At 37.6% G+C, this 22,643-nt stretch carries 21 protein-coding genes; 1 reads left to right on the top strand and 20 read right to left on the bottom strand.

Features of this window, described 5'->3' with window-relative positions; translation table 11 throughout:
• Nucleotides 1-2: 2 nt before the first annotated feature.
• The 12 genes from PHC29_05805 to PHC29_05750 form a co-directional block, all read right to left on the bottom strand.
• Nucleotides 3-638 carry a hypothetical protein gene (locus tag PHC29_05805; GenBank protein ID MDD5109003.1) on the bottom strand — a complete coding sequence of 212 codons (636 nt, stop codon included), beginning with the start codon at nucleotides 636-638 and terminating at the stop codon, nucleotides 3-5.
• Nucleotides 639-640: 2 nt separating this feature from the next.
• Nucleotides 641-1,537: an NADH-quinone oxidoreductase subunit H gene (locus PHC29_05800; protein ID MDD5109002.1), complete on the bottom strand. Its 897-nt coding sequence runs from the start codon at nucleotides 1,535-1,537 to the stop codon at nucleotides 641-643.
• A 1-nt stretch (nucleotide 1,538) separates the two neighbouring features.
• Nucleotides 1,539-3,362: a proton-conducting transporter membrane subunit gene (locus tag PHC29_05795; GenBank protein MDD5109001.1), complete on the bottom strand. Its 1,824-nt coding sequence runs from the start codon at nucleotides 3,360-3,362 to the stop codon at nucleotides 1,539-1,541.
• 165 nt (nucleotides 3,363-3,527) lie between these two features.
• Nucleotides 3,528-5,015 carry a tetratricopeptide repeat protein gene (locus PHC29_05790; GenBank protein MDD5109000.1) on the bottom strand — a complete coding sequence of 496 codons (1,488 nt, stop codon included), beginning with the start codon at nucleotides 5,013-5,015 and terminating at the stop codon, nucleotides 3,528-3,530.
• A gap of 110 nt (nucleotides 5,016-5,125) precedes the next feature.
• Complete coding sequence (locus tag PHC29_05785) at nucleotides 5,126-6,049, bottom strand: class A beta-lactamase-related serine hydrolase (GenBank protein MDD5108999.1); 924 nt, start codon at nucleotides 6,047-6,049, stop codon at nucleotides 5,126-5,128.
• A gap of 299 nt (nucleotides 6,050-6,348) precedes the next feature.
• Nucleotides 6,349-6,696, bottom strand: a complete 348-nt coding sequence (locus tag PHC29_05780) for a PilZ domain-containing protein (protein MDD5108998.1) — start codon at nucleotides 6,694-6,696, stop codon at nucleotides 6,349-6,351.
• A gap of 195 nt (nucleotides 6,697-6,891) precedes the next feature.
• Nucleotides 6,892-7,320, bottom strand: a complete 429-nt coding sequence (locus PHC29_05775; GenBank protein MDD5108997.1) for a hypothetical protein — start codon at nucleotides 7,318-7,320, stop codon at nucleotides 6,892-6,894.
• A 47-nt stretch (nucleotides 7,321-7,367) separates the two neighbouring features.
• The gene (locus PHC29_05770; GenBank protein ID MDD5108996.1) at nucleotides 7,368-7,754 is read right to left on the bottom strand and encodes a response regulator transcription factor; all 387 of its coding nucleotides are present in this window, start codon (nucleotides 7,752-7,754) and stop codon (nucleotides 7,368-7,370) included.
• Between the two features lie 5 nt (nucleotides 7,755-7,759).
• Complete coding sequence (locus PHC29_05765; GenBank protein MDD5108995.1) at nucleotides 7,760-8,749, bottom strand: HAMP domain-containing sensor histidine kinase; 990 nt, start codon at nucleotides 8,747-8,749, stop codon at nucleotides 7,760-7,762.
• 426 nt (nucleotides 8,750-9,175) lie between these two features.
• Entirely contained in the window at nucleotides 9,176-9,781 is a 606-nt protein-coding gene (locus tag PHC29_05760) for an Hsp20/alpha crystallin family protein (GenBank protein MDD5108994.1), read from the bottom strand.
• A 148-nt stretch (nucleotides 9,782-9,929) separates the two neighbouring features.
• The gene (locus PHC29_05755) at nucleotides 9,930-10,256 is read right to left on the bottom strand and encodes a hypothetical protein (GenBank protein ID MDD5108993.1); all 327 of its coding nucleotides are present in this window, start codon (nucleotides 10,254-10,256) and stop codon (nucleotides 9,930-9,932) included.
• Between the two features lie 44 nt (nucleotides 10,257-10,300).
• A complete protein-coding gene (locus PHC29_05750) occupies nucleotides 10,301-10,690 on the bottom strand; it encodes a DUF3568 family protein (protein ID MDD5108992.1) in 390 nt (129 codons plus the stop codon).
• Between the two features lie 193 nt (nucleotides 10,691-10,883).
• Here PHC29_05750 and PHC29_05745 point away from each other — a divergent pair, with 193 nt between their 5' ends.
• Nucleotides 10,884-11,228: a hypothetical protein gene (locus PHC29_05745; GenBank protein MDD5108991.1), complete on the top strand. Its 345-nt coding sequence runs from the start codon at nucleotides 10,884-10,886 to the stop codon at nucleotides 11,226-11,228.
• Between the two features lie 87 nt (nucleotides 11,229-11,315).
• Here PHC29_05745 and PHC29_05740 read toward each other — a convergent pair whose 3' ends face one another.
• From PHC29_05740 to PHC29_05705, 8 genes are all read right to left on the bottom strand, one after another.
• Nucleotides 11,316-12,155 carry a hypothetical protein gene (locus tag PHC29_05740; GenBank protein MDD5108990.1) on the bottom strand — a complete coding sequence of 280 codons (840 nt, stop codon included), beginning with the start codon at nucleotides 12,153-12,155 and terminating at the stop codon, nucleotides 11,316-11,318.
• A 103-nt stretch (nucleotides 12,156-12,258) separates the two neighbouring features.
• Entirely contained in the window at nucleotides 12,259-13,446 is a 1,188-nt protein-coding gene (locus PHC29_05735; protein MDD5108989.1) for a DNA cytosine methyltransferase, read from the bottom strand.
• Nucleotides 13,447-13,450: 4 nt separating this feature from the next.
• Nucleotides 13,451-14,425 (bottom strand): hypothetical protein, encoded by a 975-nt coding sequence (locus PHC29_05730; GenBank protein ID MDD5108988.1) that lies wholly within the window; start codon nucleotides 14,423-14,425, stop codon nucleotides 13,451-13,453.
• Nucleotides 14,425-15,765 carry an ATP-binding protein gene (locus tag PHC29_05725; protein MDD5108987.1) on the bottom strand — a complete coding sequence of 447 codons (1,341 nt, stop codon included), beginning with the start codon at nucleotides 15,763-15,765 and terminating at the stop codon, nucleotides 14,425-14,427. The genes PHC29_05730 and PHC29_05725 overlap by 1 nt, the downstream gene beginning before the upstream one ends.
• 54 nt (nucleotides 15,766-15,819) lie before the next feature.
• Nucleotides 15,820-15,981: a hypothetical protein gene (locus PHC29_05720; GenBank protein ID MDD5108986.1), complete on the bottom strand. Its 162-nt coding sequence runs from the start codon at nucleotides 15,979-15,981 to the stop codon at nucleotides 15,820-15,822.
• A 27-nt stretch (nucleotides 15,982-16,008) separates the two neighbouring features.
• Nucleotides 16,009-19,164 (bottom strand): TaqI-like C-terminal specificity domain-containing protein, encoded by a 3,156-nt coding sequence (locus PHC29_05715; protein MDD5108985.1) that lies wholly within the window; start codon nucleotides 19,162-19,164, stop codon nucleotides 16,009-16,011.
• Nucleotides 19,165-19,167: 3 nt separating this feature from the next.
• Entirely contained in the window at nucleotides 19,168-22,365 is a 3,198-nt protein-coding gene (locus tag PHC29_05710) for a helicase-related protein (protein ID MDD5108984.1), read from the bottom strand.
• Nucleotides 22,362-22,544: a hypothetical protein gene (locus PHC29_05705; GenBank protein ID MDD5108983.1), complete on the bottom strand. Its 183-nt coding sequence runs from the start codon at nucleotides 22,542-22,544 to the stop codon at nucleotides 22,362-22,364. The genes PHC29_05710 and PHC29_05705 overlap by 4 nt, the downstream gene beginning before the upstream one ends.
• Nucleotides 22,545-22,643: the final 99 nt, after the last annotated feature.

Here is a 22,643-nt window from a genome sequence, read left to right as displayed (position 1 = left end):
AATTACCCTTTTAAGTTTGAAAGTTTATTCACATCAATATGCGTAAAAAGTTTATTAATCCTGTAAACAAAAAAACCCATAATTACTACGCTTACAAACACATCGAAAAAGATAGCAATCTCTACAAAAAATGGCATCCCACCTGAAACCGCACAAGCCAACAGGAATAAACCATTCTCCATAACCAATAAGCCGATAATTTGAGCAAGCGCGCTCATCCTGGAAATCATTAAAAATAAACCTGCCAATACCGCAAAAAAAGCAATTGTCAAAATGCTAATCTGCGCCTGGCTGCTGGGAGCAACTAGGCGCGCAGAAAAAATCCAAGCTAAATATGCAAGTCCTAAAGCACATAACAAAGATAACTGAACATTAACAAATAACCCAATATCTCCGCTAACCCTCATCTTTTTCATAATCCTGTATAATAAATATGGAATAAGGAGTACTTTTATAACGAACAATAACGCGGCAACAATATACAGGTCAAGCTGGTGCTCATCAAATGCCATTATCGAAGTTACCAAAAATAAAAAAAACGACTGGCAGCGAAAACTACGGATTAGAACAGGCATCCTTTTGGCAACAAACATAAGGTATGTTAAGACCAGAACTCCGAACAAAATTATTGCCTGCATAGTTAGACTCCTAAAATAGCGCACACAACTGCGATAACCCCTAAAACAAAAGCAAACCCTAAAAAATCAGCCACTCTGAATAAACGCATCTTGGCAACAAAAACCTCGACCACTGCCACAGCAATTACTATAATAATTATCCAGACAAAATACCATAAAATCCATAAACCTGAAAAATTAACCGGAAAAACTATCTGCGCAATCAGGAAAAACAAAATCATCTGTTTTATATATGAAGACCACTCTATTAAAGCCAAAGATCTTCCCGAATATTCCAAAACCATCGCTTCATGCACCATAGTTAATTCAAGGTGCGTCTCCTGATTATCTACGGGAATCCGGGATGTTTCGGCAAGAGTAACCATAAATAAAACAATAGCGGTGATAAACGAACAAATTGAAACCGGATGAACCCCGCTAAACACCGCGATATCCGTTGAGCCGAATTGTAAAAATACACAAAACACTACCAGGCAAAATGCCGGCTCAACAAGGCTGGAAATAAACATTTCTCTTGATGCGCCCATTCCGCCAAAAGAGCTGCCGGTATCTAAGGCTGCCAGGGCCATAAAAAAACGTCCCAAGGCAAAAATGAATATCAGGGACAGAAAATCCCCCATCTGATGCATCGGGCTGAAGATAAACACAGGAATCAGTATTGCCGCAGTAAGCATCGAAGAAAACACGATAAACGGGGTAACCTTAAAAATCCAAGAAGAATCTCCTGAGACTACCTCTTCTTTGGAAAAAAGCTTTACTAAATTGTAATACGGCTGGAAAATACTCTGGCCACGGCGCATCCTGATATTATTTTTGACCTTAGAGATCAAACCGCTTAAAAGCGGGGCCGCCAAGAGGAATAAAATCAGTTGTAGGATAATAAAGAAAACCTTTGTCATTTTAGAATTTATACATAAACATAATCAACAATAACACGGTTACAAGAATGTATGATAGATACAGATGGATGCTTCCGGGCTGAATTCTTCTCATAAACTTGGCTGACTTAAAAACCCAGGCAATTACCGGAAGATAAATATACTTCTTAAATACGGAAGTAGTATGTGTTTCATAGGAAAAAGACTTAACATGATAAAATGACTCCCTGATTTTTTGAGTCTTGCGGTAAGGAAGTAAGAAAAAGCTGAATGCAATCCTAAAAGGCTTTGAAAAAGCAGTTGCGGTATATTCGTTACGCGAATCGAGTTTGTAGTAGCCACAATCCCAAGTTTTATAAACTCGGCGCTTTTTACCGAACAAACTATAGATGGCAAAACCGCCAGCTCCCAGGACAATTAACCATAACGCAAGCAAAGGCGTAGAAAGATAAATACTTTTACCTATCTGAGGATTCAAAGTAAAGTTGTTTAAAGAGAAACCCATATTGCTTATATCAATGTTTGTTACGCTGCTGGCAACTTTTGCCAATAATTTCATAATCACTGCCGCGGCCAAACCAAAGACAACGATTAGAAATGACAAAAAGAGCATCCCCGCCCTCATAGATAAAGAAACCTCTTTGGCGCTGGCAGCATAATGACTCCTGGGCTGTGCCAAAAATGTTATCCCAAAAGCTTTAACAAAACAGGCGGCTGCTAAACCGCTTGTTAAAGCCAGCATCGCCGCGCAGAGGCCCAAGAAAAGCTTAATTCCTCCGGCTGTATTCAAAGCCCCCAGAAAAAATGCCTGTAAAGTAAGCCATTCGCTCACAAATCCATTAAGCGGCGGCAATGCCGATATCGCCATCGCCCCTATCAAGAAATATGCGGCAGTCTGCGGCATTTTTTTAATTAATCCGCCTAATTTCTCGATATCGCGAGTTCCGCAAGCCTTATAAACACTACCGGCGCATAAAAACAGGAGCCCTTTAAAGATCGCGTGATTAATCAAATGATATAAACCGGCAATTAAAGAAAATATAACTAGGTAAGGCAGGTTTATGCTGACAAAAAACATCGCCAGGCCCACGCCTAACAAAATTATTCCGATATTTTCCACGCTGTGATATGCAAGTAATTTCTTTAAATCATGCTCCATAAGCGCATAAATCACCCCTACTAAGCAGGAGATAACCGCCAGAACCAAAACCAAGATCCCCCACCAAGAAGAATCTACGCCAAGGATAAACATTACAAACCGGACTATTCCGTATATAGCAGTTTTAATCATTACACCAGACATAATACTTGAAATATGGCTGGGGGCCTGCGGATGAGCATAGGGCAACCAAACATGCAGTGGGACAATACCGGCTTTTGTCCCGAAACCAACCAGTAGCAGTAGAAAAACAATATTTTTAACTTGAGCCGGCATTAATTGACAGGCATTTTTAACGGCAAAAAAATCAAAAGAATGGGCATATTTATACATTAACAGGAAAGCAGCCGATAAAAAGGCCGTACCAATATGAGCCATTACGATATAAATCAAGCCTGCCTGAATGGATTTCTCATGTTCTGAATCAAAAACAACCAGAAAATATGAAACTAAAGACATGATTTCCCAAGCCACGAGGAAAATAAGAATATTATTTACGATAACTACTAAGACCATAGAGAACACAAACGCAAGCAACAATAACCAACCAAAAATTATCTTACGGCGGGAATATTCATTTTTTAGGTAACCGCAGGAATAAATTGCAGAGGGTAGAGAAACCCCCAAGATAACAAAAAGAAAAAATAAAGAAAGAGGATCAAACAATAAAATATTCAGGTTTCCCATTTTGTTTTTTTAAGATTTTTGGCTTAAGGAAGGAGCTTTTATCTATAAACTTCAGAATAAATTAAGGCTTTCTTGAGTAAAAAGTATACAATAACGGTTATTTTTGTCAATATTATTCTAAAATCACTCTGAACCTAAAGTAAAACATGTAAAATTTATTTCCATTTATTTTTTACTGACTATTCTTTCGATAGTATCCTTAAAAATAGTAACCTTGCCTGTGGTAGTGCCTATATTTATTTCTAAGGTCAGCCGATCCTCTGTCTGGCCCACGATAACTCCCTTAAAATGACGGCCATTCTTTAAATACACCATATCGAATTCTATTTTTCCTTTGGCAATCGTCCCAAGCTCATCTTTAATGCCCTTGGCATCCTGCTCGATAAAAATCTGTCTTTGCCTTGATAAATTTTTAGCTTTTTCCAGGGTTGCTAACGCGCTTTCATATTCTCCAAGATTCCTCTCTATGCTTGCCAAAGTCAAATATCCTTCTCGGTAATCCGGATTGAGTGCCAAGGCTTTATCTATGAATATTTTTGCCTCAACATATTGGCCGATACCGTTATAGGCATAGGAAATATTATTTAGCAACACAGGATCGTTGGGTAATACCAGGAGTTTCTCATTGCAAAAATTAATTTCTTTTTGATATTCTTCAGACGCTTCTTTTATAAGCCCTTCATTCTTATAAATATCCGCTAAATCATTATGCACATTAGGATAATCCGGCTGTATCTGAATTATCTTTTCATATTCTAAAACAGCATCTTTTGGCCTACCGGCATCTCTATACACACTGCCCAGGCTATATCGAAAATTTATTTTTCCCGGATTCAAATCTACGGCTTTTTCCAAAAATTCAGCGGCGCGGGGATAATCTTCAAGGTTCATGAATGCCAAGCCTAAATTATTAAGGACAACTGAATCTTTAGGATTGATAGATAATGCTTCTTTATATTCATCAATTGCTTTATTAAAAATCATTTTTGTAAAATATATATCCCCCAATAATTTATGTGCGACAAAAAACTTCTCATCTAGACGGATGGCTTCATTTAGCATATACAACGCTTCATCATATCTGTGTTCAATATAATAAAAATGCCCCAATGTATAGTAGGCAGCGGAAAAATCCGGATTGATCTCTAGGGCCTTATTCAATAATTCATACCCCTTTGATTTTTTTCCTGACAAATAAGCTTCTACACCGCTATTTATTATATAGGTTGAATATTTTAAAAAAGCCAAATTTAAAGAATCCTTAATTTCTTGATTATCTGGTATATTAACCTCTGCGTCTTTTAGGATGTCAATTCCTTGCTGGTAGGAACCTTTACGCAGATACATATCTGCCAAGGCTTCGTAACTCCAAAGAAAATGTTTATCTAATCGGATTGCTATTCTGTATTCCTCCAGGGCCTTTTCCTCAAGTTTCTCTCTGTCGTAGGCATTTGCAAGGCTGTAATGCGTCCAGCTAACTGAAGGATTAAATTTAAGGGATTTATTAAAGTAATCTATAGCATCTTTATATGAATTAACCTTGTAATAATTACATCCGCGGTTGTAATAAAATGCCGCTAATTTATTCCTACCTATAAGAATAAAAACAACCAGTAAAACTAAGAGGACTACTAACTCAAAGATTTTTTTCATCAGTAATATTTGCAGATAATAAAATACAAAGCTTTTGGGAAAGGAATTACCACCTAACTATTATACAGCACAGAATGGAGATAACAAGAGGGGAAGACAAACAACGGGGCTTAGAAATCCTTATAATAGTTGTATGTAGATAATGCGATATCAGAAATAAGCCTTTTAGCCGGTTGTGCGAATTTATTTTCATGTTGAACTAAAACGCAGATTAAGAAATTCCCTTTCTGGGTATACACTATCCCTGCGTCATGGCAGATATGTCTTTCAAGGCCTGTTTTATGCGCAGCGAAAACTCCTTCTTTTGGCAAATTCTTAGGAATGCGGTCGTTAATTTTTTGCTGGCCCAATAAGATTAAGCATCTATCGGATATTCCCTGGCTCAAGAATTGGCCACGATAGAGCTTCTCCAGTATATATGCCATATCGGAAGCAGTGGTATAATTCTCTTTGCCTGCGCTCCTACCTTTAAAATCCATCATATTCCGCACAATATTGGTATTTTTTAGCCCCATCTTCTTAAAATACATATTTAAATCGTCAAAACCCAATAAATCTATCAAAGCATTAGCAGCAGCGTTATCACTCAAGGTAATCATTGGATCAAATAAATCTTCTATTATAAACCGGGAGCCAACAGGATAGTTTCCTAAAACTTTCGAACCGGATACCTTTTGGAAATTTTTAAGCGCTATGCTGTCTTTAAGGTTAATTTTACCTTCCTGCTGAGCATAAAAACAGGAAAGCATAACCGGAATCTTTACCAGGCTTGCGGAAGGAATTAAAATGTCATCATTGAACGAAATCACCCAACCCGTATTTAAATCCTCTACCACCAAGCCAACCTGGCCTTTAAAATGCCCCACTTTGCTTTCTAAGGTTCTTTTCAAACGAAACCACTCTTCTTTTTTTCTATTTAAAAGGTTATGTTCTTTTACAGTAATCAAATTCTTTTCATATACCTTAAATGAAGAAAATACGGTCGCACCCAGAACAATAAGTAAAATTATTAAAAGCAGTACTTTTATTTTCATAGCTTTTAGAATTAAAAACTCCCAGCCGGCAGGCTTTTATGTTAAATTTATTAATGATTATATTTCATAGATAATAATCGGAGGCATGCGATAGAAAGCGACTTTTCTTTAAATGTTAAATAAGAAATAAGCAGTTCCGGATAAGTAAAATTGTCAATAAGTATATGGGTTTTATTCCCAGAAAGGGTTTCATAATCCTTAACCAATATCTTAATTAGGTTATTTTACTCTAAATTTTAGATAAAACAAGAGGGATTAGGTGGCTGGGAATCATAGTGGGGACAAATTAATCTTAAAAACTATTTAACAACAGCAATACAGGTTTTTATGTATTCAATAAGCTCCTCCTGAGCAACTCGAGGCATGCTTATAAATTCTACACCGACTTCATATTCTTCAGTAAAATGATTTTCCCTAATCCAGGCGATCTTGACAAGCGCTTCGCAACTGAGATATGGCTCCAGAACCAATTTGATCCTCAAACAACTGCCTTGGGGTATAAAATCATGAACTAAAAATTTTACACCACCCTGGCTGATATTCTTGGTGATATATTCTCCTATTTTCTTAGAGGAAACAATTTCATACATTATTTGTAACTTCTCAGAAACTCTTATAAATTTTCTACGCTCTTGCGCTTTATCCATTATCTCCCCTGGCGTTAGATTTTGCCTAAATATATGCCTAGTTAAATATGCAATATTAATGAGAAGGTTTCAATAGTATTTTCTGATATTAAGAAAACGCTTCCTTCTTAAAAAATGAGGCAATTAACATTATCGGAGGGAAAACCTACAGCTGGATATACGGAAAGTAATAAAATTGACCAAAATCTGTTGTTCTTAAATTAGCCCTTTTGCTTTATTTCGACGGGATAAAATATCTTGCTCTATCTTCTTATATTCTTCAATGTCACAGTGAAGTTGCTTACAGATAATTCTTTCTGTTTCTGCTTTTGTTTCTGCAATCTTAATAAGCTCCTCCTGTAATTCTAGGCGTTTGGAAGTCTCCTCCTTTAATTCCTTCCACCTGCGCCAAGAGAAAACAGCAAAACAAATGCTTAAAGCTAAAAGTCCTGTGATAATTTCATCCGCCCAAGTTATAGTATCAGGATATTTTTTAAAAAATCTCACAAGAAATACAAAGATGTTAAAGAAATACGAAAGCACAAATATAAAGACATTGATTAAAACCATTACAACTAGGTCCTTAGAGGGCCTAACAAATCTTATCTTTGTGTTTTTATTTTTTATTTCCTGTGCTTTAGTCATTTTTGTAGCCACTTATAAATAAGTGATTCTATCTTTGTAATCGAATTTCAACTAACACTGCTTAAAATTTCTTTAATTTTGCTGGATAACGATTCTGGGTCAAAAGGCTTCTGAAAATATGCTACCGCCCCGGCCTTCTTAACCCTTTCTTCCAAATCTTCTCCTTGCTGTGCTGTTAAAACTAAAACCGGTATATCAAAAGTTTTTATAGAACCTTTTAGATTCTCCAAGACATAAAATCCTCCGCCGGCAGGCAAACCTAAATCTAGAATTATTAAATCCGGCTTTTCTTTATGCGCCAAACTTATACCAAATAAGCTATCATAAGCTGCAGTAATCAAATACCCTTGAGGTTTAAGTAAAGTAGCTAAACCAAACGCTAACTCTTGCTCATCTTCTATTATGAGGATTTTCTTAGAGACACTCTCTTGCATGATATTTACCTTTTTGTTAATCTAAGGTCAGAAGGCAACAGGAGAATAAACCTGCTACCCTTACCAACTTGGCTCTCTACCAAAATCTTACCCCTGTGCATTTCTACGATGTCCTTGGTAATAGCCAACCCCAGGCCAGTTCCTTCATTGGCAGCATTGAGCCGTTCAAATTTATTAAAAAGCTTCTCCATATCAGCATCCGGTATCCCGGGTCCAGTATCTATACATTCTAATTTCACGAATTTGTCATCAGGATAAATCTTTAAAGTAACCATCCCGTTTTCAGGAGTAAATTTTATTCCATTACTCAAAAGGTTAATAATCGCTTGAGAAAGCTTGTCCTCATCGCCCCAGACGGATAAATTTCTATCCGAAAATTCTTTAATTATCTTTATGTTCTTTCGATCTGCTAAAATTTGCAATTCTTTTATTTGTTTTTCTAAGATTTCTGTAAGGTTAAGCTTATGCCTTTTAACATCAATAACCCCGGCCTCGATTTTATGTAAGTCTAGCAGGCCGTTTACCAAACGAACCATACGCTCAACCGTTAATTGACAAAGCCCAAGGGCATCTTTCTGCTCTTCATTTACCTGGCCGATAACACCAGTAGAAATATTATAAATATTGATCTTAATTGAGGCCAAGGGATTCTTTAGCTCGTGAGACACTGTTGCGACAAAGGTTGATTTTAACTGATCGCTATGTTTTGCCTGTGCAGCATAAGCTAGAATCTTATTAAAAATATTCTTTAAGATACTATAAACTATATAAAAACCGCAAAGAGAGATAAATAAAGAAAGCATCACTATAAAACCAGTATTGCCGATAAGGACATCCATAGTAAATAACCTGCTTGTTAGAAGATAAAAGAACACCAAAAACGGCACAACAACCATTAAAGAAAAAGCTATATTGAGTTTCTTATAGGGATCCTCTTTTAATTCCTGCAGCACTAACTTGTAGCTTATTTTGTTGGTTTTATCTTGTTTTTCCATAATCTCATTTGTAGAATGGCGGCATTTTGGATATGAATACCAAATACAATTTATCCCTATCTGGGGGGCAGATTTTCAACTAGTTTTATTATACAACAGGTACAGAGTTTATTCAATAAATCTATTAATTTCTTGGTGTTACTTAAGCTGTAATATTTACTATATAACCCATTGCCTTTAATGGGATTACACACTAACTGCGTTTCTTCCCTATAGAATTAAAAGTTAGTTTTCCTGCAGAAAAAAATGTGTATGCAAGCAGGGTTTCGGTGGGAGCTGTCTATACAGAGTTACTAATCGGCCTAAATATAATCCAAAAAGTATGTGAAAAAATAAAATGCCCCTAGCAGTAAAAAATCTGCTTGCTCTGAGATTGAATACGAAAAGGCCTAACCCCTACCCACCTGTTTGGTTAAGCTTGATAAACTATTTTTCTTTAGGTTTAGATGGCTTATTTTGAACCAGCGGGATACTTATAGTTAAAACTCCATCTTTATAATCTGAAGTTATTCGGTTTATTTGTGCATCTTCCGGAAGCATAAAATTACTTAAAAAATTACCATAGCTTGATTCTTGATTATAGTAATCTTTACCTTTGCTAGCCTTATTATTCTTATTTTGCCCGGAGATTATTAGCTGTCTGCCCTTAACCTGGATATCTATGTCATCCTTAGTTATACCGGGCATGCCAACTTTTACCATATAAGATGTACCATTATTGCTAAAACTTATACTAGAACCAAAAGACGCTTTATTATCACCAATATTGGAGGCAGCTGAAAAGTTATTCTCAAAGATACGATTCATTCTCTCCTGCATTCTATTTATCTCTGTAAAAGGATCCCAAGAGCTCATTTTATAAATAATAGGTAGATTATTCTCCGGCAGCACCTCTATAGGAACCGGCTGATAACGTACAAACGCTATATTTTTAACATGTTCGGCGTTATACCTCCCAAGTAAATATGCGTTTTCAAAAATAAAAATTACCGCTAAAACAGCAATAACTCCGATAATAATTTTATTTTTCATACGCACCTCCTTATTTTTTAACAATATTTTATAAAAACAGAAAAATCTTGTCAATATTTTTTTAAAAGTAGTTTAAAGGAATAACTTATTTACTGGTGGAGAATTCCAAGAGATTGGAATTATTGGAGATGATTTTTATGGTAAACCGTTACCTCCCAAACAAAGATTCGCCTTTTCTTGAACCATCTGGATTTCTCTCTATATCAACCTGCTGGCCATCATCATAAGTTCTATGCTCTGTCCAACCTTCATCGTAATTGCCTTGCCCTTGGCCTGAGTAAGAACCGTACCCAGGATCATAACCGCTTCTTTCCACAGACCATTTGCCTCTATAAGCAGCTTGCGAAGGATTTTCAGCTTCAACATATTTTGCTGAATAATATTGTGTTCGTGTACCAGAAAATAAGTCATCTTTCTGGCTGCAACCAACCAAAATAAAAATAGTAAGTAGAGACAAATTAACAACTTTCCCCATACTATTTCTCCTTTTTAAATCTTTTTATGGCCGAAAAAAATAATTTATAGATAACTTTTTATTCTATCTAGAATTTTAGTGCAGGCTTCTTTGTCTGCGCTCACCCCACCCACACGAACCTCTACCTTTGTAGAAGTATCAGTGATTTTCCTAACATCAACCCAGATTTCTTTGCCATCAGTATAGTGGCTTCTAAACGTTGTAACATTGGTTTCCTTTGCTTGCTTTGCTATTTCAAAATCAAAAGACCTCAAAGCCAATTCAGTAGCTTTTATTGTCCGATCATAAGGAGCGTTAAACTGCTGAGTTAATTTTCCGGAGAGCCAAACTGCTGTGCCAACACCACCTACAGCCCCTGCTACTAACAGAAAACAACCACACAAATTTAAAAGTAATAACCCTGAGAAGATAAAAACCCCTATTTTCTTAAACATATCTTTCCTCCTATGTTTAAAATATTCTACCTGCCTTAACCTCTTATGAATTTCTGCTTTTTTATATTGGCCAATTAATTTTTGCCTTTTTAATCATAGTTATCAACTGCCCAGCGTTGTCGCCCGCCGCACCGCAGAACTCCAAGTAGTTCAATTGGTTGTAAAGATGGAGATCCGGCGAAGCAAGCGGACTTTGCTCAGTTTAGTAGATCCTTTACCTCCGGTACCCATCAGAAGGCCCCGGGTCTACCCAAATACCATAGTAGAAGCTCTAAAGATTAAGGCCTTCATCAGCGGCGGCACAACTAGAATAACCTGGGCAAAAACCTGTAGAGAACTCAATATGTCGGAATCCAAATTAGCACACTTATTAAAAATAGTCAATAAATTGCCTCCGGAGTTCGTCGAAAACATGAAGCAACGCGACGATCAAGAAACGCTGAGAATCTTTACCGGCAGAAGACTTCTAAATATTGCCCGCCTTAAAACTATCCAAGAACGCCGGGACATGATTGAACACCTATTGCCAAACAAATAGTACGCACTTCAAAAATAGAATTATTATTTAAAATTTGACGCGTGTGCAAGTTTAGCTCTTCCTGCACCTTAGTATCTGGATTATCTACTAAACAGTGCTATTCTTATTTTCAAGAATATTTAAATAGAGAGTTACCTTTTCTAAGGCTTCGTAAAAAAAAGAATGGTCTTTCTCTAAGTATGCTTTAAACTCTTTAAGTTTTGAAATTAATCCGGCTTTATTATTTACCGCTTTAGCAACTGCATCTGCAACACTATCCCGGGCAGTTAAACACAATTCCCCTTTGGGTGGTAATCCGATATCTGCAAAGTGATACTGATTTAGCAATCTAATTGCTCCTAAAAAAGCAAGCTCAATTCTTGTCGAAACTGATACTGCTATCCCAATCTTTTCTCGGAATAGTTCAGCAACTCTAGAGTGAAGGAACTTAAGTCGTTCATATGGCTCACGACAAACCCTTTCATGCAGTTCTCCGTTTCCGTCATCAACAGGAAAAGAATCACTCATGGCCTCAAGAACTAAATTCATAGCAAAAATGCAATCCCTATCAAGAAAAAGTTGATGATCATAGAATGACTTTTTGAGCTTATAGTACTCTTCAGAAGGAACCGATTTAGTAAACTCTTGCAGATCAGGATCATAACCGACTTCAAGCCATTTCCGTTCAATTTCAGCAATCTGACTAAGCAACGCAGCAAATGCCTCTCTCTGGTGATCAAAAAATAATGACGTCCGAAGTTGATATATCTGTTGCTCATATAATACTGCTTGCAATTTTGCATTTAATTCGGCCTTATGAGTTTCGAGCTTTTGGGCATATTCATGCTGTATGGATTGTTTTAGGCGCTCTGTAATCCAGCCCCGCAGAAGCCAAACCAATAAAGCTCCACTTAGACCACCAGTAATAATATTAAGGAGTATTTCCATTTCGGCTACCCTTTTTCTCTAACTCCTTGCCCTTCGACTAATGGGATCATTAAAAAATTTCTCAATTCTAAAACCAAATATACTTCATGACAGGCCGTCTAAGTTATAAAAAGGAATGGATATGTTCAGCAATAACCTTAGATAAAATAGGGGGAACGGCATTGCCTATCTGGTTATATTGAGATAAATAGTCGTGATCAGACCGGCCATTTTTCTTTGATAGCTTCGATGATATAAGAGTTCTCTTCCCCATAAATCGATAATTATCGGGGAAGGATTGAAGACGAGCAGCCTCTCTCGCAGTTATATTTCTGTTTAAATAGGGGTGAATAAAGCTAGAGTAAAATGATGCCGGAATTGTATAGGCAGGCTTATTAGGATAGAGCCTGCGATTGTTCATATTATATGAGCTCGTCGAGATCTCACCATTTCCGTTTCTCTTCCTTTCTTTGTATTTAATAGAAACGTGAGAAACCGATTCTCCAATATTAATATGACTAAACCTTTCGATAATTCTTTTTGTATGTTTCATAGCAGTATGGTTATACAGTATTTTTTGACCTCCCCTTGCCCACATCTGATATTTTGATTTTGGTTTTTCCTTATAGTCCTGAATTTCCTGTCCTTCAGATGCATTGATTCTTGGCAAATCAGAGATTGCCTCTTTAACGGTGATTGCCTTTTCTAGGGCCCTTGCCCTCTTATTTATATAATGCGTTTTCGGTGGGGCATCTATAGATATATTCTTCCTGTGTCCAACAATAAATACGCGCTCTCTCAATTGCGGAACTCCATATTCAGCTGCATTCAGCGTCCATATATTTAGATTAGTATAGCCTATATCAGAAAAGGTTTTCCTTATCATTTCAATCATCTTGACGCCATCTGAACTGCATCTTGACAATATTCCCTTTACATTTTCCATTATAAAAATAGTAGGCTCTAAATATTGAACCCATTTAGCAAAATTCCTAAAAAGAGAGTTTCTGGGATCATTCGGATCTCTTTTTAAGGAACCGGCATTACTAAACCCCTGGCAAGGAGGCCCGCCTATTACAATATCAGGAGCTTTTCTGCAGGCTTCTAATATATCCTTCTCCGTTTCATAATTCCTAATATCGTCCTGCACTATAAGCATCCCATTTTTATTATTTTCGGATAGCGTATCAGTTGCCCATTTATCTATTTCCAAAGAAAAACATAGGTCGTATCCGGCCATCTTAAATCCTAACCCGAAACCTCCAGCCCCAGAAAACAAGTCTATAACTTTATATTTATTTATTTTGCCCATTTTATCAATGTATCTCTGCTTCTACGAAGTTAGGAACGTATCTATATATTTTACTGTACTCTTCTACCAGTTTTTCTGTTAAAAATACGGGTCTCTGTTTCTTCTTTATTTTTGATATTTTATCATAAGGCATAACCTTATCCAAAGACCGCATTTCTCTAAAAGTAAGATTGGGAACGATTATTTTATAAGGGTCGTATTTATCCCTTTCACATTTAATAAAATCTAATTTTTCAAAATGGCATTTTTTTATTTGAGCATCATCATTTTCTGCATAAAGTATTCCCCCAACGCTTAGCATGGGCGAAGAGTCTTGATAATAAAAATTAAAAAGTTGTTTATAGGCCAGCTTATTTGTAAGCCCACCATTTCTTTTTGAGAGAACTTCATCTATCTCGTTATTTACAATGTTATAACAAACTCTCGGATAATTTTCGTTATCCAAATCTTTTTCTTCAACGCCAATTGGAATCTTTGTCTTACTAATTCGTTCTGTTAATTGCACATATCTGTTTTTTTCACTATTTTGATCTGTAGATTTATCGGGTTTAACATCTATTGTTATCAATATAATACTTCCTGTCTGTGCTCGCGAAATGAAAGTACCAATATCGGTAAGCATACTATCCTTTAATGGATCATCGTAATCAAGCCAAAGGATTATCTTTTTTGTCCAGCTGATTATGGGCAAAATATCATTCGCTTCTCCAAAGCGCAATTGAACACATCTATAAGGACAATTAAATTCAAATCTTCTTTTGTCCTCTTTCTCTTTCTCAATGCTTATCAAATCATTTAATCCAAGAGACTTGTGTATAAGTAAAAAGTCAGTGAAAAATGTCGCACCGAAACCAACATACCTATATTTAGCCAGATCGCAGAAAATTATCAGTTTTCTTAATGCTTCACAAAGCATTTTACGCTCAATTGATTTCGCTGGCCGAAGATCATAATTTATCTTTCTATAGCTTCCAGACATTATTCTTTACACTCCCGGCTATAGGTATAATCAAAGGTTTTTTCTCCAACCTGTTTTGGCGAGGAAATCTTAAAGAATTTTTTTAACTTTTCTACTTTATCCTCTGTTCTTATGTATCTTATAATTACTTCGTTTGTTTTTTTAGCCAATCTTTTTTGAGTTGGGGCAATAAATTTTGAGGATGTTCTAACATCTAAATAGTCTTTTAGACTCGCGGAATCTATCTCTTTTTGCAAGTATTTTTCTTCCAGTTTCTTATTTAGATATGCTCCACTTTCATCGTGAACTTTATTAAGAAAATCAATTATAGGCCTCATTAAGCTGATCATCTCTAATTTTACACTTTGAAATATTGGAGAATCTGTATCTACGCTGGTTTTTGATGTGTTCCACGGTAAAAAAGATGGTAATCTTGACTCAAAAAGAACAAATCCTCTAAATCTGCTAAATTGGCCATGATATTCAGGGATTTTCACCGAAGTTTTCACTCCCCATCCGGTAACTTCTGTCTGTTCAGGACCCTCTATAAGTCTGTTATTGCAAAAAACATACCACCCTCCCGTCTTTAGGTCCTGCGCACCTATACCAGCATATATTTTAACTTTCATATTGCCATACATCTTGAATCTTTTTGCCCAATATGCAGTTGTGAACTTATCGCTATTTAATAACTTCAATTGATTTGATTCAATGGGATGATCATTAATTTTTATTACTAGTCCCTTTGAAACATGCATTAGATGCTGTAGCTCGAGCTTTGCTTTTAATTCAGATAAAAAGTTCTTCTGCTTGAATCTCTCCTTTACATCTGGATTTAAAGAGCTAACTATAATTTCTGTTCCGCGCTCCGCTAGCGGAAACCTCTTTTCTATTAACTGCTTAAACCCAAAATCCCAGCTTTCCTCTTTACTCCATTTATTAACATCTATTTCGATAGAAAAAGATGCCTTTTGTGATATAGATTTTATTTCAAACTTATTTCCCATCTTAAATAGAGCCCTTTTCATGCCGATTCCAAATTGCCCAACTGAATAATCTATCGTAATAGCTTGCGAGGGCCTCCCAAATCGAAAAGCGTACTTCTGCGCCAGTTCTTTATCTATCCCGCCACAGTTATCTTTTATTCTAAAGCCATCTTCCGTTAAGATAATATTTACCTCTAGGCCTGTAAATTTCTTCCTTCCTTTCAATCTAATAGCCCCATCCATACAGTTATCAACTAAATCGCTTATTGCATCAATTAATGATATATCGCGAGTCAACATTGAAATGAATAATTCTTTACTGGGTTTTCCAATAACTACATTTGGATCTACGAGAATCTGTTCTTTTGGGCTCATGACTTCCTCCTGATATTTCTATACAATAATAAATATAACATTATTGTCGCCATATTAATTTTCTTTTTTAAATTTCTTCCCACATTCCGGGCACTCGACCTCGTTATCGAAAAACAAACTACAGGGCACGTCGGCACCGCAATGCGGGCATTTCACGACATCCGCGCCCATGGTGAAATCATATCCCATAAATTCATCAAGTAAATCATCTGCCATAAATTAAAATATATACTAGCCACAGGTCTATTCTTTAAAAAGAACCTTGACTCTTTTAATTTCATCATCAGTAAGTTCATAAAGTTTAAAAATCATCTTGTCTAATTTTTTAATGTGCTCGCGAACTTCAGCTTGCTTAGAAGAATTATCTTGATATCCCGAACTTTTAGTTAAAACCAAAATGCTGTCGACAATCTCAATGAATGATTTTTGTTCCGTGGAAGCAAGTCTCTTAATAGGTAAAGTCTCCACAGTTTCAATATCTGTTTGTGCCATTACGCGACCAGTTTCAAGTGAAATCGATTTGTAATAATAATTGAGGAGCTTTGAGTTGATAATCGCTGTAATGAATTTTAAAGAATAAGCCCCATCAATTAAGTTTCCAATGTGAACATTATTCAACGCGAGTAATCCATCTTTATCATAAGCACAGATTAATGAATCTCCCGTTTGCCTCACAAAGAGCTTTTCTTTGAAATAATCCACGCACTCATATCCGCTTTTAATCTTCCCCTTGTCATATAACAAATAATTTCCTGCCGGGAAAATAGTATACTTATTAATTTCACCGCCAGAGATTATTCCCTTAAGCCACTTCTCTCCTTTCTTACTATCGCTAATGATTGAATCTTGACCATTTTTCCCTATTAAGCCGCTACTGAACTTAACGACCGATCCTAGCTCAACGGTATCTCTCTCGATTTTTGAGACCAGATTCATTGAGCCTTGATCAAAAAATAACCTAAAACGATTATGCCGAAGTTCGTTAAAAAAGTTTTGCTCATATGAAAATGATTTAAAAGTATTGTCCTGAACTATTTTATTATCCTCTGCAAATCTTGCTGTTATCTTATGTGATGGATTAACATCGCTTTTTTTCTGAAAAAGGTACACCACTGAGAAACCAACCGTTGCATCAAATACGCTGTAAGGAAGTAATAGAACTGATACAATTTCATTAGTTCGTAATATAAACTTTCTTATTTTTGAAAAATACCTGCCGAGGAGAAAACTATCTGGCACTATAAATGTTTGCAAGCCTCCGTTTTGTTTACAGATTCGAATAGCCTTATCCATAAAAACCGCATATAGGCTGATCTTGTATTCTGCTGAGTTTGGATATTTGCGTTTTAAAAAATCCTTTTCTTTAGTAAGCATCTTCTGCCCGCCGCGTAATCCATAGCTCACATAAGGCGGATTAGCGATAACCACATCAAATCCCTTTTTCCCGTGATACACCTCAGAAAAATAAACCTCAAAGTCAAAGTTTTGATTATTATTTGTAATCTCCTTGATTAAGTCATCGATCTTCTTTTTGTATTCGAGTTTTCGCTTTGGGCTGGTTTCATTAAATAAAAGCGGCTTTAATCGCTCGAGATCATCGAATAGACTCTGATTAAACAGGTTCTTCTCGACATCCATCAATGAATTGCCACAGACAATTTTATAATCGAGGTTTGGTAATGGCTTGATCTGCTTAATGTCTTCTTCTTCCACGACCAACGAAAGCCATAACCGAAGTTTAGCAATCTCTACTGCACCAGGATCGATATCTACTCCATATAACGATTTTTCAATACACTCGCGTTTAAAATTATAAATAGTCCTGTCTTTGCCTTTGATGTAAGCAGTCAATACATTCCTCGTTTTAACAATTTCGCCCATCATGCCAACCGGAAATGCGCCGCTCCCAATAGCAGGATCGCAGACTTTAATATCAATTAGTTTTTTATCAATTAATTCAGCGTTTTGACGAATACCCTCGGGAAGCTTATAAAAATAGGTGTTGGTTTCCCTACCCTTAGCTTCTACGATTGTCTCATTTTCACCAAGGTGTTCGCCATGCTTAATGAGCGTTTCGATATCCTCCATTGGAACATTGCCTTCGAGTTCTGTTGCCAGATAATTGATCACGCTCTGCTGGCACATATAGTGGACGATCTCGCGGGGCGTATAATAAGTACCTTTTGATTTGCGGTCTTTTACTTCCAGAAGATTCTCAAAAACTTTTCCGAGCATCTCCGGATCAACTGCCACTTCTTTCTCAAGAGGCTCATCTTCCTTAACAGTGAAATTATAGCGGTCGAAAATATCCAGAATGCCATTCCCAGTATCACCCTCTTTGGTCTTATAGGAATTAGAGAATAGATCATTGGGCAAGAGAATATCTGTATGCACCCAGTCGTAGTTGTTAATTGGATCAAAAAGACCACCGTTTAAAAAAGGAATACGGCAGTTAAGCTTGCTGTAATAATCGTCATCATGGCTTCGGTCAATACGTAAGGCTTCATAAAAAAGCGGCTCTAAGATATCATTAAAGAAATTCTTATATGAACCATGCTTACTTTCAAATAGTTCGCGCAGAAAGCCTTTCGGTCCTGTCCCCCAGTCGGCATCGCGCTTAACACCAAACCATCCCTTTTTCTGCAGAAAGTAAAGAAAAACTATTTGCCCCAAGAGCTTCTTGGAAAAATCGACTATATTAATTTTCTTGTCTTCAAAATCGCCCTTGATTTTCTTATCCTTCTTAACAATATCTTCCAGGGTTTCTTCTGTCCATAAAAAGAGTTCGCGATATTTCTCAAAGAACTCTTTTGTGACTTTTTCGATATTGAAAGCTTCTTCGAGTTGGGTAATGTCCGGATTTCTTTCATCGTCAGCGACAAGATCAACGAGTTGGCTTTGAGCAGTATGGCTATTTTCATTAATTCCAACAAGGAAGGACCACCTACGTGCCGGAGTAAACTCCTCTTTTACCCTCATCCGGCCTTTCTTGCCTTCCTCAAACCGGTAGTCCATCTTAACCAGGGAGAAACGCCAGTCTTCGTCGTTCGGGGCAACAAAGGCAACCAACGCGGCATCCTTCAATTCTCCGCCTCGGCTGCCATTCAAATACCAGGCAACAAAATTCCTCTGCATAGTGCGGGCACGCTCGATAGACGTCTCTTTTTTGAGCTTTGCGATAAGTATATCTATCTTATGCTCGCCGTCGGTATATTTCCCTATCCGCTCCAGGGTATTGATATATTGCTCATAGGCATCGGGGATATAATTCCCCTTATACATAAAGGTAGCCTCTTCCACATCATTGAGCAAGTTCTTCACAAAACCTACGAACCTGCCTTTATCAAAGGTCGATTCAAAGGTTTCCTTTATAAGTGCCTGAGCCTGTTTTTTATCCATAAATTATTCCCCGCTGAAGTACAAAGATAGAATTACCTCGCGTTTCCCGAAAACAACCGGCGAATATTCAACATAATGCCCTTCCAAGAGCCGCCCAGGAATATGGGTCTGAAGCGCTGCTAAAACTTTCAATGGATTCATTACATCCTGTTTTAATTCATCCAAGGCTTTGAGGGTCTCCTTTGTGGTCTGTTTAGGAAGCCCTCCTTCCTCAAGTTGTTTTATGACTTTCCTCAAATATAGTTCCTGATCATCGGTGAGCTGGCGCGTATTTTTTAGTGTTACTTTTAATGTCCTAAGGATATTGGTTGCACTGTCCCTGCCGCCCTTACCTTTGAAGTGCGCCTCTGCCATCTCTTCCGTCGTGGCAAAGATAAAGGCTTCTTTATTCATATCTAAAAGCTCGTAGAATTCCCCTGGCAACTTCTGCCTTTTCTCCTCTGAATCGCTTTCCATCAGCTTTGCCGCTGAAAGGAAATCAAGCTCCTGAGGCTTGTCGTTAACCTTGATGATATAAAACTTATCAAGCTTACCTCTTCTGAAATAGGTAAGAAGTGACTCTTTATGCTCCTTATTGATTTTCCCGGTGCGGGCTTTCTTGGGCAGATGCTTGATTTTCTCAAATAAGTCCGGTTCTTTATCTCGGATGTTCTTGATAATCTGCAGGTATTTCAATTCGCTTTCTTCCTTTTCATCCTCTCCGGTTATGACCTGCCTGGAGATTAACCTATTGAAGAGCTCATGAGAGCCAATCGGCTCACCTTCGGTTAAAAGCTCCGCATCTCCACCCAAGAGGGTCAAAAAGGCGTTGATTTTAGCCTCTGCGGCTTCCCTAAGCTTTATCTGGTCATTGGATTGCTTCGTGGGGAAAAAGTTGAAGGTATAGATTTTGGAGAATTTCGTATCAACACGATTGATACGGCCTACCCTTTGCATCATACGAGTCGGGTTCCAGGGGATATCGTAATTAATAACTGTGTTGGAACGATGCAAGTTGACGCCTTCCGACAAGACCTCGGTAGATACGAGAATGCGATATTCGTCCTTTGGATGCCGGGCCCGGGCATCAAAATTCTCGATTACCTTGTCCCGAGTTGCCTCTCCAGATCCGCCAGTAAATAATAGAGAAGCATCTGGAAACTTCTTGTTTATGTTGCCTGACAGATATTCGGCGGTTTCTCTCGATTCGGTAAAGACAATGAGCTTATTGTCTTTCAGGGTCTTATTCTTTGAAAGCTCATTCAAGAATTTAAGCAGTTTCGGGTCGCGAGTCACATCCTGCCATAAAACCTTTACTTCTTTTAATATCTTAAAATCGCTCTTGAGGTCCTTGATAAGGTCATCCGTGAATTCTTTCCCAGGATATTTCTCTGCCTTTCCCTCATCAATTAAATGTTGCACAGTCTCATCGTCGTCGTTTTCCAACAACTCAAAAATCTTATTCGTGTATTTTTTGCTTACGTATACATTGCCTTTCTCGAACTCCTTGATAAACATCTCGTAGGAATGGATAAACCTGTCTATGGATTGCCTGAAGGCGAAGAAACTGCTTTCAAGCCTTTTTACCAAAAGTATCTTCATAAACTTGCCCATGTTGCGCTGGGAAATCGCTTCCGGCTGGGATATGCGACCCTTATAATAAAGCATTGGAGTATAGCGGGCATATTTGAATTTCTGTGTTATGAGCTCGATAGTCTTATTGAAAATGATATCTTCTTCATTGCTCAATTCGTAAAACAGTGGCTCCGGCTTTTGGGCATCTGGGAATTTTAGCTTCTGGTTCTTGAGGTCTTCGGAGAAATAATTGGTAATCTCCGTCCTAGTCCGGCGAACCATCAAGTATTTAAGAACCTTATCCCTGATTTCTTTTGAATTTTCTTTTACAGTCTTAATATACTCCGCATAATCTTTTTGCCTGTCTAGCCCTTTGAGTTTCCTATGTAGGCCATTGAAGAATCCCTCCAGGTCGGCAAGGTTAGGGATAGTGCTCTTTTTTGCTTTCTGAAATAGTTTAATCTGGCTCAAGACGTCCTTGGGTGAATTATTATAAGGAGTAGCGGTTACCAAGATGACTCGCTTGCCACGGCAAATCTCTGCCAACTTTTCATAAGTCATGGTAGCTTCTGTCCGGAAACGATGAGCTTCATCAATTATGATATTGGTGTATTTTTCAGTCCCTCGGTCAATAATGTCGTCGAGCTTTCCAAGAGACTCAAAGTCTGCGGGCATTCTAAAATCAGAAAATACATTTGGCCAAGAACCCGGGTTAGCTTTTTCAAGTAATACAGGAGGCGCGATAACCAAAGTTCTTCCATCGAGCTGACCGGCGAGCATCGCCGAAATATAGGTCTTCCCAAGACCTACGACGTCAGAAATAAAAACTCCTCCATATTCCTCAAGGATCTTCTTGGCATTTAGGACCGCTTGCTCCTGGTACTCCAACCTCTTGAATTCTTGCGGCAGATATTTGATAAAAACATCCTCTGCCTGGCTCAATTCGTCTTTGAAATATTCGTATAGGAATTTGAGATAAAGCTGATGAGGAGTAATATTCTGGTTAAGCCATGTCTTGTCTTCTATGGTCTGGATATACTTTTGGCTGACATCAACGGAGTCTTTCCAGAGCTCTTCAAATTTCTGCTTGGCAAACTCATAATCGGCCCGGGTCTTTAATTCCACGTTGAATTCAAGGTTGTCAACCAGACCTGCCTGAGTAAAATTACTGGAGCCGGTAATAACCCGACCTACATCGCGATCACCCTCTGCGAAAGTCATTATATAAAGCTTGGCGTGGATATTTTGTGAAGGGTATGCCCTTACTTCCAATTTCCTGCTCTTTATCCACTCAATGAATTTAACCACTCCTTCTTCCACCTGGCGAATATCCTCAGAACCCTCCAGCTCCTTTTCAACCAAGCCCTGGAATTCCTGCTTTGTTTCTGCGTGAGAAAACTGGAGCATTTGTTGCTTCTCGGTTACTGCTTTGTTAAGCAGATCGTACGTCTGGCGGCTTGTGCTTATTCCGATAAGGACGCGGATTTTCTCGGTTGCCTCCAGGGACTTATATATCGCATAAAAACCGCTCGTATAAAAGAACCCCACCAGGCAATCAAAGAATTTAGTATCTTTTATCAGGACCTCAAATCTGTCCTTGAGATTCTGATCCCTTTCATTAGTAATAAATGTTAAATCGCTGCTCATCTTTTCTTTCCTTTACTCATCCAGTCTGCGCGATCCTTCTCTATCAAATCCCGGATGATAGAAACGATGGATGCGCTTTTGTTTTGCTTCTGCAATTGAAGGGCTTTTTCTTTCAAGAAAAAATATTGATCTTGCGTAATTTCGATGGTCGTTTTCTTTATGCGCTTATTGGCAGGCATGTTCCGCTCCTTAATGGTTGCTTAAGTATCATTACCCGTATACCCGTAATTATGGATTATAACACAAAGGATTGATATTGGAAACAAAAAACCTCCGCC

Source organism: Candidatus Omnitrophota bacterium, assembly GCA_028712255.1.
GTDB lineage: Bacteria > Omnitrophota > Gorgyraeia > Gygaellales > Profunditerraquicolaceae > UBA6249.
The sequence above is the reverse complement of the archived record's forward strand: the minus strand, read 5'-3'. Positions and strand labels throughout refer to the sequence as shown.